This window comes from Staphylococcus sp. Marseille-Q5304 (genome assembly GCF_943737015.1).
In the GTDB taxonomy this organism is placed as follows: domain Bacteria; phylum Bacillota; class Bacilli; order Staphylococcales; family Staphylococcaceae; genus Staphylococcus; species Staphylococcus hsinchuensis.
Genome location: NZ_CALSFP010000001.1, coordinates 478,903 through 495,204 on the forward strand (window position 1 = coordinate 478,903; position 16,302 = coordinate 495,204).

Here is a 16,302-nt window from a genome sequence, read left to right on the forward strand (position 1 = left end):
TTTCAAATTAATAGCTAACAAAATTACTACAAAATGTTAAAATATTTCTGTGAATAAGATAAAATGAAAGGAGATTTCATCATGAAATTTGCAATTATTACAGACGTTCATGGCAACTTTGATGCATTAGAGGCAGTACTCGATGACATTGATAGTAGGAATGATATAGAAACGATTTACAACTTGGGAGATAATATTGGTGTTGGACATGAAACAAATAAAGTTTTAGACGCAATATTTGACCGAGACGATATGGAAATTATTGCAGGTAATCATGATGAGGCAATTATGTCATTAGTTAATGACACTCCTTACCCTGAAGATTTAAAAGATAAGTTTTATGAACATCATCAATGGATTGAAAGTCATTTAGATGAGGATTATTACGATCGTTTAAATCAATTACCTCGTAAAATTGAAAAATCAATAAATCAACGCAAATTATTATTTATTCATTATGAAATTAGTAATGATAAATTAAATACCCCGATCGATGGTATTCCATTTAGCCCGATTGTAGAACCAACTGAGAACAATATGACACAGCTATTTTCCGATAAAGATGCTGATTTCATAGCGTTTGGTCATAATCATACTGTACATTTATTTGATGATAAATCGACAATTTATTTTAATCCTGGTGCAGTAGGTTTAAATAATGGATCATATGCTGTATATGGAATTGTAACGATAAATGGTAACGAAATTGATGTAGAACGTGTGAAAGTACCTTATGATAATGAAGAATTTCTTCGTGGCTATGATGAAAAGCAAGTACCAGGAAAGGATTTAATTTTTGATAAATTCTTATAAAAAGTTCGCTTTTGTTATCGATACTAAATGACGGAAGTTGACCGTCGTAATTCGATCGACCCATATGTCACTTGCGTTTAGAAGCATTTAAGTCCCAAATACAAAATACGATATATTCATATAAAAATAGCCAACGCTAAAGATGGATTAATACCTCTTTGACGTTGGCTTTTTGGTATTTTTGTTAGGAACTTATTAATGTTGGTGCGCTTTATGGTCATCTATAGAAGTGCATAAAGTCTCATCCCCATGATCATGATCAGCGGTTTCGAGTTGAATGGTCATGTGATGAATATTTAAATGACCCAATCGATGTTCAAGTTGCTTTAATATGGTTTCACATTGAGTGACCGATAATGAATGTGGTACAACCGCATGGCAACTTAAGGCGTTTAATTCGTTTGAAATTGACCAAATGTGACAATCGTGGACATCTTGAACATGTGGCTCACTTGTAATTGTTTCAATGACATGGATCATATCGACATCGTTCGGTGCACCTTCCATTAAAATATTGATCGATGACGACAATATTCCCCAGCTACTTTTAATAATAAGTAATGAAACGATTAAACTTGCAATAGGGTCAGCATACGTGAAATTGAAAGCCCAAATTAAGAGTGCTGCGATGATGGCACCTACTGATCCTAATAAATCCCCGATGACATGAAGGAAAGCACCACGCATGTTGATATTATGTGTCGTATCACTACCTCTAAACATTAAAAATGCGACAATGATATTTACGATCAAACCTAATATGCTTATCAGGAACATTTCAGAAGAATTCACATCTTGGGGTTTGAAAAATCGACTAATTGATTCATAGATAATAAATAAACCGGTTACGAATAGCGTAACACCATTAAATAAAGCAGCTAATATTTCGAAACGTTTATAACCGAATGTCTTACGAATCGTAGCATGTTTTTCAGCATAAATAAAGGCGAATAATGCAACGCCGAGTGATACAGTGTCACTAAACATATGCAATCCGTCAGATAATAAAGCTAAACTATTGGATAGAAAACCTCCAACAATTTCAATAATCATAAACAAACCAAAAATAAAAAACTTATAAGTAATACCTTTTTGTTATTGGTGTGCACGTGATGGTGATCATGTGAATGATGTTCTGACATCAGTATTCATCTCCTTTTAATTATGGCTAGCATGATGTATTGCTTGGTGTAAGAGGGTAGATACATGTGTATCATCAAGTGAATAAATCATAGTTTGTCCATCACGCTCAGCTTTCACTAATTGTGCTTGCTTTAAAATTCTTAATTGATGGGAAACATTCGATTGATTTAAATTTAATGCATTCGCAATATGACCGACGCTATCATTACCTTCAGCTAAGTAGTGCAGAATTCGAATACGATTTGCATCACTTAAAGCTTTAAAAATTTCAGAAACGCGATCTACTGTAGTTGGATTTAGTTCTTTAGCCATAGTAAACTCCTTATATTAATATATGAACATTTATTCATATATTAATATAACTTAAGTGAAATGTCAAAGTAAGCATATATGTTTTAATTCATTTACGTAGTGATAAAATTAAGTATATATAATAAAGGAGGTAGCAATATATGAGTATTCTTATTATTGGCGCTAACGGTGGCGTAGGGCAATTTCTAGTTGAGCAGTTAAAAGAGAGTGGAGAAACGTTTACAGCCGGCGTTCGCAAACAAGAACAAGTAGATGCTTTTAAAGAAAAAGATATAGATGCTACATTAATTGATGTTGAAGCGGATGATTTGTCAACATTAACTGATAAAATTAAAGGCTATGACAAAGTGATTTTCTCTGTTGGTTCTGGTGGTAAAACAGGCGCAGATAAAACTTTCTATGTAGACTTAGATGGGGCAATCAAAACAATTAAAGCAAGTGAAGAAAACAACGTTCAACAATATGTAATGGTTTCAACATATGATTCACGTAGAGTAGCTTTTGATGCAAGTGGAGACTTAAAACCATATACAATTGCTAAGCATTATGCAGATGAATATTTAAAACAAGCTAAAGTACCTTATACAATCGTCCATCCTGGTGGATTATTAGATGAAGCAGGTACAGGTAAAATTGAAATTGGACAATTCTTTGAAGGCAGAGGTACAATTCCTAGAGAAGATGTTGCCACTGTATTAAAAGAGGTCGTTACAACAGAGGGTTTCGACAATAAAGAATTCCAAATCATTAGTGGTGAGAAAGAAATTCCACAAGCATTAACAAACGTTAAATAAATTCAAATATCTGGATAAGAGACTAGGACACAAACGGTCATTGATAAATAGGCCAAGCCATTTCAACGTGTCTTAGTCTCTTTTTTTATCTATATTTGGATTTCTCTATATTAAATTTGGTATACTTGCCGGAAAGTATCTCATTTTTTCCGTTAAAAACATTCATTGATAATAGAAAAAACCCAAACTTTCCACAGTTTGGGTTTCGTAGCAAATTTTATTTGTTTGAAAAGATTAATAAACCTTTTCAAGTGCATAATTAATCATGTAATTACCTTATATATAGAGCCTTTGAGTCTCATTAATAATTCTATAATTATTATACTATTGCGTACAATTTGGAGCAAGCACTATTTTGGGTAATTTTACTCTTTTGAAGTGGTGTGACTTTAAAATGTATACTTTTAGTAAGCGAATATTAACAAATTGTTAGAAATACTTCATTTCATAGATTTGAGATATGATACAATCACTAATGTAAAAATAATATGATTGCAATTATACAAATTTAAAACATTACGAAATTAAGGAATAACGCATTATTTGAAAAATGTTTCTTTAGTTAACGGAGGTGCAATAATGGCTTTATTTTTAAAACCCATCTTTCATGAAAAGATATGGGGAGGAAACAAACTTGAATCATTGGGTTATGATTTGCCAAATGATCATATAGGAGAAGCTTGGGGGATTTCTGCACATCCTAATGGTAGTTGTGAAATCTTAAACGGTCCTTATAAAGGACAAAAGCTAGATCAAGTGTGGGCAGAACATAGAGAATTGTTTGGTGACTTTCCAAGTCAAGAATTCCCTTTACTCACTAAATTGATAGATGCGAAAGAAGCGATGTCTATCCACGTACATCCTGACGATGCGTATGCTTTTGAAAAAGAAAATGGTCAATTTGGTAAATCTGAATGCTGGTATATTATCGATGCTGAAAAAGACGCAGAAATCATTTATGGCTTAACTTCTACTTCAAAATCAGAAGCGTTAGAACAAATAGAGAATGGGCAATATGATAATGCATTTAATCGAATAAAAGTGCAACCGGGGGAATTCTACTTTATACCTGCAGGCATGGTACATTCAATTGGTGCGGGGATTTTAGCTTATGAAACGATGCAATCTTCTGATGTCACTTATCGTATTTACGATTATCATAGAGGGCAAGATGCACGTGCTTCTAGAACTTTAGATCTGAATAAAGCAAGAGATGTCATAGAAGTTAAAGATGAATCTTACAATATTGCTAAAGAAACAGAAATTATTGAAAATCATAAACGTACTCAACTCGAATCTAATGATTTCTTTACAATGGTTAAGTGGGAAATTTCTGGGACGTTAAATTACATGAAACCGAGAGAGTTTGTACTTGTATCTATACTTAAAGGAGAAGGTCAAGTTATTGTTGATGGGGATATATATTCCGTTAAGCAAGGTCAAAACTTTATTTTAACGTCAGATGATTTAGATACGATATTTGAAGGCGATTTTGAATTAATTATTAGCTATTTGTAATTTATAGTAGGAGTGAAAGGCAGTGTACAAATTTTTATATGTTGCATTAATATGTGGTTTACTTGCTGGGGCAGGAATTTTCCTGAAAATGCCACAATATCCAACGCTTGCAATACCAATGATTATTGCGGTGATTGGAATTATCGCTACAGTCGTTACGATTCCTAATAAGGAAATAAGTGGAATGTTGAAATTCGGAGGGATTTTAATCAATTTAATGCCGCTTTTAGGTGCATTTACGGTTGCACATTAATCAAAATACAAATTAATTGATTAAGCGAAATTATTTGATAAGTAAAGATTGTAGAAAGACAGAGTTTTGAATATAATAGACAAAATAGATTTTTTAGAGATAAGGAGTATACCTATGTCAGAGGAAACAAGATATTTTTGGTTGAATTGCGGTTATAACCGATGGAATCACAATGAGCCATTAGTAGGTCAAACAACCCTGTTTGAATCTGGTGCACAATTTAATCCATCACAAGGTTTCCGTGCTTTTAAACAAGCTAAAGTTGGAGATCGTGTCGTTTTCTATCAAGTACAAATGGACACTGGATTATTAGGATACGGAGAAATTACAAGTGTTCAAACTGGTGCGCAAAATAAGATACGCGTTCATTTTGAATTATTAGAAGAACTTAAACCACTTACTGCGGAATATTTAAAAAGAAGTGAAAAGTTAGAATTCAGAATGAGCCAAATGAAAGAAACACTATTTAATCAAATAAGCGAAGATGAGTTTAATCTGATTTTAAGTTTAGGTAAAGGTGAAATGACGATACCGAGACATTTCTTTATTTCAGAAACTGAAGAATTCAAACCAGATTCTTATCATACTTTATTTACGCATACATACAATGGAATTAAACGTAATGGGTACCATTTTTATACGCAATTGGAAATGGGTGATCAGCTCGTATTCTACAACCGACACAAAGATCAATCTGTTATAGGTATAGGAGAGGTTACTAAGCATATTCATGAAAAGCCGCCTATTCCAGGGCGCACAAATAGTACAGCAATTGAAGTATATTTCAAAAATGAAATTACACCGGTGTCTCTAAGTACGTTGAATAAACATCCGAAGTTAAAAAACTTATACTTTTTACAAGAAAATACAAAACAAGCCATTGCAAGTATGTCGAAAAAGCAATACCAAGCAATTCTTGAAATGAGTGACAACGATGGTGGTATTAAGCCTCAATTTGAAGCGGTGAAAAGCAATGAGATAATAGAAGAATCGGACGATAATTTAAAGCCATTCATCTTATTAGTCGCTGATAAAGGCAATGGTTTAAGTGCAGCCGAAGACTTATTACAAAAAGCAAATGCTAATCCTGTATTTACAACAGGGCATCCTGATTTTTCCGAAGATATGCTTTATGGTAAATATTTACCTAATGAAACAGGAGCGTTGTATTTTAGAGAAGGCTTTATAACGAATTTAATGCCAAAAAGTGATAAACGTTATTTAGTCATCGATAATTTTAATCGGGTGGATCCTGATATTTTCCAAACGTATATAAACGTGTTGGAAGGTTATGAGATGACGATGCCTCGATATAATCGCGAAGGTAATATGGTTAAATGGTCTCGCCATAAAGATTCATATTATCACTTTAATCCGAGTTGGCACATTATTGGAATTACTTATGATGAGCTTAATGAAATTAAACAAAAATATACTGAACAATTTCTTAAATATACTAGAATTGTAAAAGTTAAAAAAGACGATGTTTTAAAATAAAGTAATAGAAGATATGGGACAATATGTCTTCAGGCTAGAATATAAGGTGGTTACTACTGAAAAAGTAGTAACCATCTTTTTTTAAAATTAGCATGAAATTAAAATCATTTTTGCGCTATAAACGAGTTACTATATGTTATATCGATGTTCCTTTATAATATAAATAAATGGTTCATTGTAAGATATCTTTAAAAAATAAGTACCATTTAGTTACATTGTAAAAAAGGAGAATTGATTTATGCCTATTATTTATTATGATGCAAATTGTGTATACTGCTACAACTATGCGATTTGGTTAATTCAAAACGGTTTATCAACACGCTATGAATTTGCAAAATTGCAAGGAGATGTGGCTGAACAATTACGTGAAAATTATCCAGAAGCGAGACGATACGACAGCGTCATCTTACAAGAAGGTGAACATTTAGAATTCAAATCTGACGCGATTGCAACACTCATCACTTCTTTAACGCAATATAAATGGTTAGGTGTGTTACTCAAATTAACACCGAAAATATTAAGAGACTTTGGTTATCAATTATTTGCAGATAACCGTAACCATATGTGGAAAACACACTGGCATCAACCAAATGATTATGAGAAATCATTTTTTATAGACTAAACAGACGGAGGATTTGTGTATGGGAAACATTGTAGTTATAGGTAGTGCATCAATTGATTTGGTGGTTAAGACATCAGTACTTCCAAATACAGGAGAAACTGTAATGGGAGATACCTTCTTTACTAATCCTGGTGGTAAAGGAGCTAACCAAGCTATAGCTGCAGCACGTTTAAGTGACAAAGTATATATGATTGGCGCAGTAGGCGAAGATGCGCATGGCCAACAGATTATTGATAATTTAAAACAAAATAATGTAGATACGTATTTTATGGATACAATTAAAAATGAAAATTCTGGTACTGCACATATCACATTATATGAAAATGACAATAGGATTATTGTAGTACCGGGTGCAAATAATTACGTAACACCTGAAAACGTATTGCCCAAGATTAAACAATTTCAAGCTGGTGATATCATAATAATGCAACAAGAAATTCCAGAAGACACCATTACAGCAGTAGTAAACTATGCATCGAATCACGGTATGAAAGTGATACTCAACCCTGCGCCATATCGTCCTTTAAATCCAGAAATTATTAGTAAAGTAGATTGGTTAACGCCAAATGAATCTGAAAGCCAGTTGCTCTTTAATCATAAAGAGACACAAGCTTTAGCACAATTACCAAATAAATTAATCATTACTCAAGGTGCTTTAGGTGCATCATTCTACAATGATTCTCAATATCATATAGATGGATATAGACGAGATGTTATTGATACTACAGGGGCTGGAGACACATTTAATGGTGCATTAGCAGTTGCTCTAAATGAGAATAAAGCATTGGCTGATGCGATTGATTTTGCCAATTTAGCTGCGAGTTTTTCAATAACTGACTATGGTGCTCAAGGAGCGATGCCATATAGGAAAGATTTAGATTAAGCTATTTATAATTGGGTAATTAAGAAATAGATGGAAAACATCTCAAACTTAACCATTTACAGTTTACAGATTGTAATAATTATAATATAATAATTATTGTAATCAAGAACATGTCTCTTTGATTAAGGGAATAAAAAGGAGAGGTTTTATAATGGCAAATAATGAAGATGTAGTTAAAGTATTAAACCAACAAGTAGCAAACTGGACTGTAGCATATACTAAATTACACAATTTCCATTGGTTCGTAAAAGGACCTAATTTCTTTTCACTACACGTGAAATTTGAAGAATTATATGATGAAGCAAGCCAATATATAGATGATTTAGCTGAACGTATTTTAGCAGTAGGTGGAAGCCCAGTAGCAACATTAAAAGAAAGCTTAGAACTTTCAATTGTTGAAGAAGCGGAAAAATCTTATAAAGCAGAAGAAATGGTAGAAGAATTATCAAAAGACTTCACAAACATTTCTAAACAATTAGATGAAGCAATCGAAGTTGCTGGCAATGCTGATGATGATGTAACGGAAGATATGTTTATCGGTATGAAAACAGATATCGACAAACATAACTGGATGTTAAAATCTTATTTAGCGTAAGAAATGTTAAATAGAGTACCTCAGCCTTTGAGGAATTAATATATAACAAATAAAATGAGCCCTTCAAAAGTCTATTCTATGAGTAGACTTTTGAAGGGCTCTAGTAATGTTAACTTATTCAGCAATTTCTAATGCAATTTCCATCATTTGAGTAAATGCATTTTGACGTTCTTCTGGTGTTGTAGCTTCATCTCTTAATATATGATCACTTACAGTAAATACGCCTAATGCCTTTTTATTAGCATAAGTTGCATTTAAATATAAACCAGCTGACTCCATTTCTATACCTAAAATTCCCATACGACGCCATTGGTCGTTAAATGTTTCATCTGCATTATAGAAAGTATCTGAAGATAAAATATTACCAACGTGTGTTGTAGCACCAATTTCGTCTGCTTTTTGTTTAGCTTTTAACATTAAATCAAAGTCAGCTAACGGTGCATAATGACCTGGAATATTGAATTGTTCTACATAATTTGAATTTGTTGAAGCTCCTTGAGCAATAATAATGTCATATAAATTAACATTTTCTTGTAAAGCTCCGCATGAACCAATACGAATAATTGTTTCAACATCAAAGAAATTATATAGCTCATATGAATAAATACCGATGCTCGGTATACCCATGCCTGAGCCCATTACTGAGATTTCCTTACCTTTATATGTACCAGTATAACCAAACATATTTCTTACTTCGTTAAATTGCTCAACATCTTCTAAATAATTGTCAGCAATGTATTTGGCACGTAGCGGATCGCCAGGCATTAATACCGTTTTGGCAATTTTTGACTCTTTAGGTTGAATATGAGGTGTACCGTTTGTCATAGTCATCTTCTCCTTTAAATTCTTTATCAAAATAAAGATAACATTTGTTTATTATTTTTGCGAATTTTTGTAGTATAGGAGAAAAGGGCATGCGTTTTATCTAGAGACGTGTGTGAACGTTATGGAATAATTTCAGTTCTGTCCCATATTTAAATGAGTCAAATAATTTTTAGGAGGATGCATTATGAACTATGCACAATATATCGATCACACTTTATTAAAACCTGATTCTACAAGAGAACAGGTGGATAAGATTATCGAAGAAGCGAAACAGTATCACTTTAAATCAGTATGCTTAAATCCGAGCCATGTGGCATATGCTGCTGAAAAGTTACAAGATAGTGATGTATTGGTATGTACAGTGATCGGCTTTCCATTAGGTGCTACGACAACTGAAGTTAAGCGTTTTGAAACGGAAAATGCAATCAAAAATGGCGCATCAGAAATCGATATGGTAATCAATATCGGTGCACTTAAAGATGGCCGTTATGATGATGTTCAATCTGATATCGAAGCTGTTGTAAAGGCTGCTCAACAACATACAGTTAAAGTAATTATAGAAACATGTCTATTAACTGATGAGGAAAAGGTTAAAGCGAGTGAATTGAGTAAAGCAGCAGGTGCACATTTCGTTAAAACTTCAACTGGTTTTGCTGGCGGTGGTGCCACAGCTGAAGACGTTAAACTTATGAAAGAAACTGTAGGTGATGATTTAGAAGTCAAAGCTTCTGGTGGAGTAAGAAACTTAGAAGATTTCAATAAAATGTTAGAGGCAGGCGCTACAAGAATTGGTGCAAGCGCAGGCGTACAAATCATCCAAGGTTTGGAAAGTAATTCAGATTATTAAGAAATAAATATTTGATAAGCAGTAATATGCATAAGTGTTTTAAGTCAAAGACATAGGAGGTCGTAACTTATGCGAATGGTTGATTTAATTGAGAAAAAACGCAATGGAGAAGCTTTAACGACATCAGAAATTGAATTTTTTATCAAAGGCTATACGAAGGGTGAGATACCTGACTATCAAGCATCCAGTTTAGCGATGGCGATATTTTTCCAAGATATGAACGATGAAGAACGTGCAGCACTAACAATGGCTATGGTTCAATCGGGTGATGTCATTAATCTTTCACGTATTGAAGGAATTAAAGTAGATAAACATTCAACAGGAGGTGTGGGCGATACAACGACATTAGTATTAGCACCATTAGTAGCTTCTGTTGGCGTTCCAGTAGCTAAGATGAGCGGGCGAGGTCTCGGTCATACGGGTGGTACGATTGATAAATTAGAATCAGTTTCAGGTTTTCATGTTGAAATAGAAGAAGATCAGTTTATTAAACTGGTAAATGAAGATAAATTAGCAGTAATTGGTCAAACTGGAAATTTAACACCAGCAGATAAAAAGCTCTATAGTTTACGTGATGTTACAGGAACTGTTAATTCCATACCGTTAATTGCTTCATCCATTATGAGTAAGAAAATAGCTGCTGGCGCAGATGCTATTGTGCTAGATGTTAAAACAGGTAATGGGGCTTTTATGAAGACAATTGAAGAGGCTGAAGCGTTGGCACATGCTATGGTGCGAATAGGAAATAACGTAGGTAGAAAAACGATGGCTATTATTTCAGATATGAGTCAACCGCTTGGCTACGCTATTGGTAATGCACTAGAAGTGAAAGAAGCCATCGAAACATTACAAGGTCGGGGTCCAGAAGATCTCACAGAACTCGTACTAACTTTAGGTGCTCAAATGGTTGTATTTGGTGGTAAAGCTGAAAGTATAGACGAAGCTAAACAAATTTTACAAAAAGCGATTGATGATGGTTCGGCGTTAGACCGTTTTAAAGTATTTTTAGAAAATCAAGGTGGCGACGGTTCGGTCGTTGAAGATACATCTAAACTACCTCAGGCACAATATCAAATAGAACTTCCAGCACAGACTTCAGGCATCGTAACTGAAATGATTGCCAATGAAATTGGTGTTGCATCAATGATGTTAGGTGCTGGACGTCAAACAAAAGATGATGAGATTGATTTAAGTGTGGGTCTCATTTTGCATAAAAAGGTAGGAGACAAAGTACAACAAGGTGAATCCTTATTAACAATCCATAGCAATTCACAGGATATTGAGCAAGTCAAAGAGAAATTATATGACAATATCACGATAAGTGAATCAGGACAAACATTACCATTGATTCATAAAGTGATAACAGAATAGGAGTGAATCAAATGACTCAACCATTTAATAGAGTACATTTAATCGTAATGGATTCAGTAGGAATAGGTGAAGGGCCTGATGCGAAAGCGTTTAATGATGAAGGAAGTCATACATTAAAGCATACGTTAGAAGGTTTTGAACAATCATTACCAAACTTACAAAATCTAGGCCTAGGTAATATAGAGCCACTTCCTGTCATAGAACAAGTAGATACACCTCATGCGTTTTACACGAAAATGAGTGAAGCTTCTGTAGGTAAAGATACGATGACAGGTCATTGGGAAATAATGGGATTAAATATCATGCAACCATTTAAAGTGTATCCTGAAGGTTTTCCTGAGAAATTAGTTAAAGAAATTGAAAGCATTACAGGAAGAAAGGTCGTAGCGAATCGACCGGCCTCTGGTACTCAGATCATTGATGAGTGGGGCGAACATCAAATGAAAACAGGTGATTTAATCGTCTACACTTCTGCTGATCCAGTATTACAGATTGCAGCGCATGAAGATATTATACCTTTAGAAGAATTATATGATATATGTGAAAAGGTTCGAGAACTAACGAAAGATCCAGAATATTTAATTGGTCGTATTATTGCACGCCCTTATGTCGGGGAACCTGGTAACTTTACACGTACACCAAACCGTCATGATTATGCATTAAAGCCTTTCGGTAGAACGGTCATGAATGAACTTAAAGATCATGATTATGATGTGATTGCTTTAGGTAAGATTAATGATATTTATGATGGAGAAGGTATTACTGAAGCGGTTCGTACTAAAAATAACATGGACGGTATGGATAAATTAATCGATACTGTCAAACGAGATTTTAAAGGCTTAAGCTTTTTAAATCTTGTTGATTTTGATGCGCAATATGGACACCGTAGAGATAAAGCAGGTTATGCACAAGCACTTAAAGACTTTGATGAGCGTTTACCAGAATTAATAGATCACTTACAAGAGGACGATCTCGTAATTATTACAGCCGATCACGGTAATGATCCAACAGCAGAAAGAACAGATCATACACGTGAATATATTCCAGTGTTAATGTTCAGCCCTAAGATTAATGAATATCATGGCTTAACAACAGATAATACATTCAGTTCTATTGGTGCCACAATTGCAGATAACTTTGATGTACCATTACCAAAGTTTGGTAGAAGTTACTTAAAGGAAATGGGTATTGAAAAGTGAAACATTTAATTAGAATATTGCTCGGCTTAATGTTTACGATAGCAGGGGTGTTACATTTTAAAGATGAACCTAGCTTTAGAAAGATTGTTCCTGACTATTTACCTTTACGTAAAACAGCGGTACTCATCACAGGTGTAATTGAAATCATCTTCGGGGGATTATTGATAAAACAACGCCCTACAACTTGTTTAAAAAGAGCAATAAGTGCATTTCTATGGGCAGTATTACCTGCAAATGTATATATGGCACGAAAAAATATACCTTTAGGTGGTAAGCAATTACCTGCGTGGTTATTATATGCGAGGTTACCATTACAATTTGTATTAATTAGAATAATTCATAAATTATAATTATTTTTTCTATGGGAAAATGCTATAAAAATAAACCCCACTGATAGTATTTATTGAAATCTATCAGTGGGGCTTTTAAATATTGGGATATAAGTTATTATTTACCTTCGCCGTAAATGTCGTCCCATTGTGCTTTTTTATCTAAGAAAGCTTGTGCGATTTCTTTTGCACCTTCTAATGAATGACTTGCTGCCCATCCACATTGAACTTCATTACAAGCTGGTACTTCTTCTGCATTTAAGACATCTTGTAAAGTTTGTTCAATTATATTTAACACATCTTCATAATCATCATGGTTAATGAAAGATACATAAAAACCTGTTTGGCAACCCATAGGGCTAATATCTACAATTTTATCTGAATGGTTTCTAATATTTTCAGCCATTAAATGCTCTAAAGAATGTAATCCAGGCATTTCCATATGTTCTTTATTTGGCTGTTTGAAACGGATATCGTATTTATGAATAACATCTCCATTTGCACCTTCCATTTTCCCAGCTAGACGTACAAACGGTGCAACTACTTTTGTATGGTCTAAATTAAAACTTTCAACATTCATTTTTGGCATAACAATATCCTCCTAGTCATTTAATTACCATAATTGTAACAAGCATATGAATTATTTACAATTTCACAACAATGTCGATATGATATGTATATTAGTATTAAAATTTTAAAATTTCTGAAAAATTAATGACAGATTGAACTTCACCGTATAAAATAAATGGTAATCACAAAAATTATATTTATAATTCATACAAAAAATATAGGGAAATTAAGTAAAAGCGATTGATGTAACAGAAGTTGTATGATTGTGGGGAGGCAGTTTTGCAAATATGAATGAAAAACAAAGTATTTTAGATTATATAGAAAGTGAAAAACATAAATATATTGATATTAGTCATTTAATTCATCAACGTCCAGAGTTAGGTAACGAAGAAATATTTGCATCACGTACATTAATTGATCAATTAATAGAGCAAGATTTTAAAGTTGAAACAGATATTGCTGGTCACGGAACAGGTTTTATAGCGCGTTATGATTCTGAACTACCGGGGCCAACTATTGGTTATTTAGCTGAATATGATGCTTTACCTGGTTTAGGACATGCATGTGGCCACAATATTATAGGAACTGCGAGTGTATTAGCAGGTATAGCTTTAAAACAACATATAGACCAAATCGGTGGTGAAGTCATTGTCTTAGGTTGCCCAGCAGAAGAAGGCGGTGAAAATGGGAGTGCCAAAGCATCATATGTTAAAGAAGGGGTCATTGACGACTTGGATATCGCTTTAATGGTACATCCAGGTAATGAAACTTATCCTACTATCAATACATTAGCTGTAGATGTGTTAGATATTAAATTTTATGGTAAGAGCGCACATGCTTCTGAAAATGCGGATGAAGCAAAAAACGCATTAGATGCAATGATTTCGTACTTTAATGGTGTTGCCCAACTACGACAGCATATTAAACGCACTGAACGTGTTCACGGCGTAATATTGGATGGTGGTCAAGCAGCAAATATTATTCCTGATTATACACATGCACGTTTTTATACTAGAGCAACATCGCGTAAAGCGTTAGATATTTTAACAACGAAAGTAAGTCAAATCGCCAAAGGTGCAGCGATTCAAACCGGTTGTGATTACGAATTTGGTCCTATTCAAAATGGAGTCAACGAATTTATTAAAACACCTAAACTGGATGAACTATTCGAAAAATTTGCGACTGACTTAGGTGAAAATGTAAGTCATGATGACTTTGGTTATGGCTCAACGGATACAGGTAATGTAAGTCATGTTGTTCCAACAATTCATCCGCATATCAAAATAGGTTCTAGAAATTTAGTAGGTCACACACATAGGTTCCGTGAAGCTGCAGCAAGTCATCAAGGAGATCAAGCATTAATCAGAGGTTCAAAAATACTGGCATTAATGGGTCTTGAACTAATAATAAATAAACCATTGTTCGATGAAATTGTCGATCAATATAAATATACGAAGGAGCACAAAAAATGAGTAGCCCTAAAACACTACAACCAAAATTATCATTGAGTGATTTGTATGATTCAAATGTAGTTTATTCTTCTCGTCCGTCTTATTTAGCGAATCCATGGTTGGAAGCTGAGGAACATCAGTCTAATTTTTTAACAGCACGTGAATTAATCATTGCAAACCAACTACCCGTCATTGTGCATAAAGCAAGTGTGACAGATAAAATCCAACAATTATTTGAAATGATAGGTAAAGATATGCCTGAAAATATTTATTCATTTGAAGATCGACAAACATATGAACGTTTGCTTAAAGATATTGCACACACTCAAAATAAAAAAATATATTTCCAATATATACATGAAGAATCGGTCGTGAATAAAAAACATTACGCATTAGACAAGGACATTTTTGTTGCGTTAAATAATAAATCACGCATACCAGAGTGGACGAATTTTAAGCATTTACCTAAAAGAGAAATCGTAAAGATGGAGGAATTCGAAACAAAAATTAAGGAATGGGACTTTCCTTTCGTTTTAAAACCTGGCGATGAATTACCAACAGCAGGTGGTTATGGTGTGATGATTTGTTACAACAACACAGATTTAGCAAAGGCTAAAGCACGTATTAAGAAAGCTGAAGATGCAACCCAAACGATGATTATTGAACAAATGATTGAAGCGGTAGCAAATTACTGTGTACAATTTGCATACTCTGAGCAAAGAGGCATACAATACATCGGAACTTCTGAGCAACTCACTGACAAATATGGACATTATAACGGCAATCACAATTCTATAGATGTTCCTGAAAAAGTTATTCAAGCTGGTAGAGAAATTATGGAAATTGGCGTTTCTAAAGGTTACTTTGGTGTTGCAGGCTTTGACTTGCTATTAGATAAAAATGGGGATATCTTTGCAATCGATTTAAATTTCAGACAAAATGGTTCAACGAGTATGCTCTTATTAGAGCCGTTATTAACTCAAGGTTTCCATAAGTTTTACAGTTATATCGCACCTTGTGATAACACGCATTTCTTCAATACAATAAAGAAATATGTCGCACGAGGTGTATTGTTACCTCTGTCTTATTATGACGGTGATTGGTATAAAGATGATGATGTTAAATCGCGTTTTGGTTGTATATGGCATGCTGAAAATCAAGCAGAGGTAGAAAAGTTAGAAAGACAATTTTTAAAAGAATTAAATGCAAATAACAAGTAATATCTATTTAATTGTAAATAATTAACAATTAAAGTAATTTAAAAAATAAATGAATACAGT

17 protein-coding genes and 1 pseudogene are annotated in these 16,302 nt (G+C 33.7%); 14 read left to right on the forward strand and 4 right to left on the reverse strand.

Going from position 1 to position 16,302, the window contains the following annotated elements:
• The first annotated feature begins 81 nt into the window (after window positions 1–81).
• On the forward strand, window positions 82–813 hold the full coding sequence (locus NGI30_RS02320) for a metallophosphoesterase family protein (protein ID WP_251942615.1): 732 nt from the start codon (window positions 82–84) through the stop codon (window positions 811–813).
• Between the two features lie 195 nt (window positions 814–1,008).
• On the opposite strand, the pseudogene NGI30_RS02325 reads toward NGI30_RS02320, so the two are convergent.
• Window positions 1,009–1,961, reverse strand: a pseudogene (locus NGI30_RS02325) (cation diffusion facilitator family transporter).
• 10 nt (window positions 1,962–1,971) lie between these two features.
• On the reverse strand, window positions 1,972–2,268 hold the full coding sequence (locus tag NGI30_RS02330) for an ArsR/SmtB family transcription factor (protein WP_251518165.1): 297 nt from the start codon (window positions 2,266–2,268) through the stop codon (window positions 1,972–1,974).
• Window positions 2,269–2,408: 140 nt separating this feature from the next.
• Between NGI30_RS02330 and NGI30_RS02335 the strand changes: the two genes are divergently transcribed.
• The 7 genes from NGI30_RS02335 (at window position 2,409) to NGI30_RS02365 (ending at window position 8,430) form a co-directional block, all read left to right on the forward strand.
• A complete protein-coding gene (locus NGI30_RS02335; protein ID WP_251942617.1) occupies window positions 2,409–3,062 on the forward strand; it encodes an SDR family oxidoreductase in 654 nt (217 codons plus the stop codon).
• 579 nt (window positions 3,063–3,641) lie between these two features.
• A complete protein-coding gene (gene manA / locus NGI30_RS02340; protein WP_251942619.1) occupies window positions 3,642–4,580 on the forward strand; it encodes a mannose-6-phosphate isomerase, class I in 939 nt (312 codons plus the stop codon).
• A 22-nt stretch (window positions 4,581–4,602) separates the two neighbouring features.
• Window positions 4,603–4,833, forward strand: coding sequence for a hypothetical protein (locus tag NGI30_RS02345; RefSeq protein ID WP_251518171.1), 231 nt, complete (start codon window positions 4,603–4,605; stop codon window positions 4,831–4,833).
• A gap of 114 nt (window positions 4,834–4,947) precedes the next feature.
• The gene (locus tag NGI30_RS02350; RefSeq protein WP_251518172.1) at window positions 4,948–6,330 is read left to right on the forward strand and encodes an EVE domain-containing protein; all 1,383 of its coding nucleotides are present in this window, start codon (window positions 4,948–4,950) and stop codon (window positions 6,328–6,330) included.
• 238 nt (window positions 6,331–6,568) lie between these two features.
• Window positions 6,569–6,952, forward strand: coding sequence for a thiol-disulfide oxidoreductase DCC family protein (locus tag NGI30_RS02355; protein WP_251518174.1), 384 nt, complete (start codon window positions 6,569–6,571; stop codon window positions 6,950–6,952).
• Window positions 6,953–6,971: 19 nt separating this feature from the next.
• Window positions 6,972–7,835 carry a ribokinase gene (rbsK, locus tag NGI30_RS02360; RefSeq protein ID WP_251518176.1) on the forward strand — a complete coding sequence of 288 codons (864 nt, stop codon included), beginning with the start codon at window positions 6,972–6,974 and terminating at the stop codon, window positions 7,833–7,835.
• Window positions 7,836–7,986: 151 nt separating this feature from the next.
• A complete protein-coding gene (locus NGI30_RS02365; protein ID WP_251518178.1) occupies window positions 7,987–8,430 on the forward strand; it encodes a Dps family protein in 444 nt (147 codons plus the stop codon).
• 114 nt (window positions 8,431–8,544) lie between these two features.
• On the opposite strand, the gene deoD is transcribed toward NGI30_RS02365, so the two are convergent.
• The gene (gene deoD, locus NGI30_RS02370) at window positions 8,545–9,255 is read right to left on the reverse strand and encodes a purine-nucleoside phosphorylase (protein ID WP_251518180.1); all 711 of its coding nucleotides are present in this window, start codon (window positions 9,253–9,255) and stop codon (window positions 8,545–8,547) included.
• Window positions 9,256–9,439: 184 nt separating this feature from the next.
• Here deoD and deoC point away from each other — a divergent pair, with 184 nt between their 5' ends.
• The 4 genes from deoC to NGI30_RS02390 all read left to right on the forward strand — a co-directional run bounded on the left by deoC (window position 9,440) and on the right by NGI30_RS02390 (window position 13,022).
• Window positions 9,440–10,102: a deoxyribose-phosphate aldolase gene (deoC, locus tag NGI30_RS02375; protein WP_251518181.1), complete on the forward strand. Its 663-nt coding sequence runs from the start codon at window positions 9,440–9,442 to the stop codon at window positions 10,100–10,102.
• Between the two features lie 69 nt (window positions 10,103–10,171).
• The gene (locus tag NGI30_RS02380) at window positions 10,172–11,473 is read left to right on the forward strand and encodes a pyrimidine-nucleoside phosphorylase (RefSeq protein WP_251518183.1); all 1,302 of its coding nucleotides are present in this window, start codon (window positions 10,172–10,174) and stop codon (window positions 11,471–11,473) included.
• Window positions 11,474–11,484: 11 nt separating this feature from the next.
• Window positions 11,485–12,672, forward strand: a complete 1,188-nt coding sequence (deoB, locus tag NGI30_RS02385; protein WP_251942622.1) for a phosphopentomutase — start codon at window positions 11,485–11,487, stop codon at window positions 12,670–12,672.
• Window positions 12,669–13,022 carry a DoxX family protein gene (locus tag NGI30_RS02390; protein ID WP_342610407.1) on the forward strand — a complete coding sequence of 118 codons (354 nt, stop codon included), beginning with the start codon at window positions 12,669–12,671 and terminating at the stop codon, window positions 13,020–13,022. The genes deoB and NGI30_RS02390 overlap by 4 nt, the downstream gene beginning before the upstream one ends.
• A 97-nt stretch (window positions 13,023–13,119) precedes the next feature.
• Here the strand turns inward: NGI30_RS02390 and NGI30_RS02395 are convergent, their stop codons facing one another.
• Window positions 13,120–13,590: an S-ribosylhomocysteine lyase gene (locus NGI30_RS02395; RefSeq protein ID WP_251518187.1), complete on the reverse strand. Its 471-nt coding sequence runs from the start codon at window positions 13,588–13,590 to the stop codon at window positions 13,120–13,122.
• Between the two features lie 268 nt (window positions 13,591–13,858).
• Between NGI30_RS02395 and NGI30_RS02400 the strand changes: the two genes are divergently transcribed.
• Together NGI30_RS02400 and ldmS are read left to right on the forward strand one after the other, a co-directional pair.
• A complete protein-coding gene (locus NGI30_RS02400; protein WP_251942624.1) occupies window positions 13,859–15,043 on the forward strand; it encodes a M20 family metallopeptidase in 1,185 nt (394 codons plus the stop codon).
• Complete coding sequence (gene ldmS / locus NGI30_RS02405) at window positions 15,040–16,242, forward strand: L-aspartate--L-methionine ligase LdmS (protein ID WP_251518190.1); 1,203 nt, start codon at window positions 15,040–15,042, stop codon at window positions 16,240–16,242. The genes NGI30_RS02400 and ldmS overlap by 4 nt, the downstream gene beginning before the upstream one ends.
• Window positions 16,243–16,302: the final 60 nt, after the last annotated feature.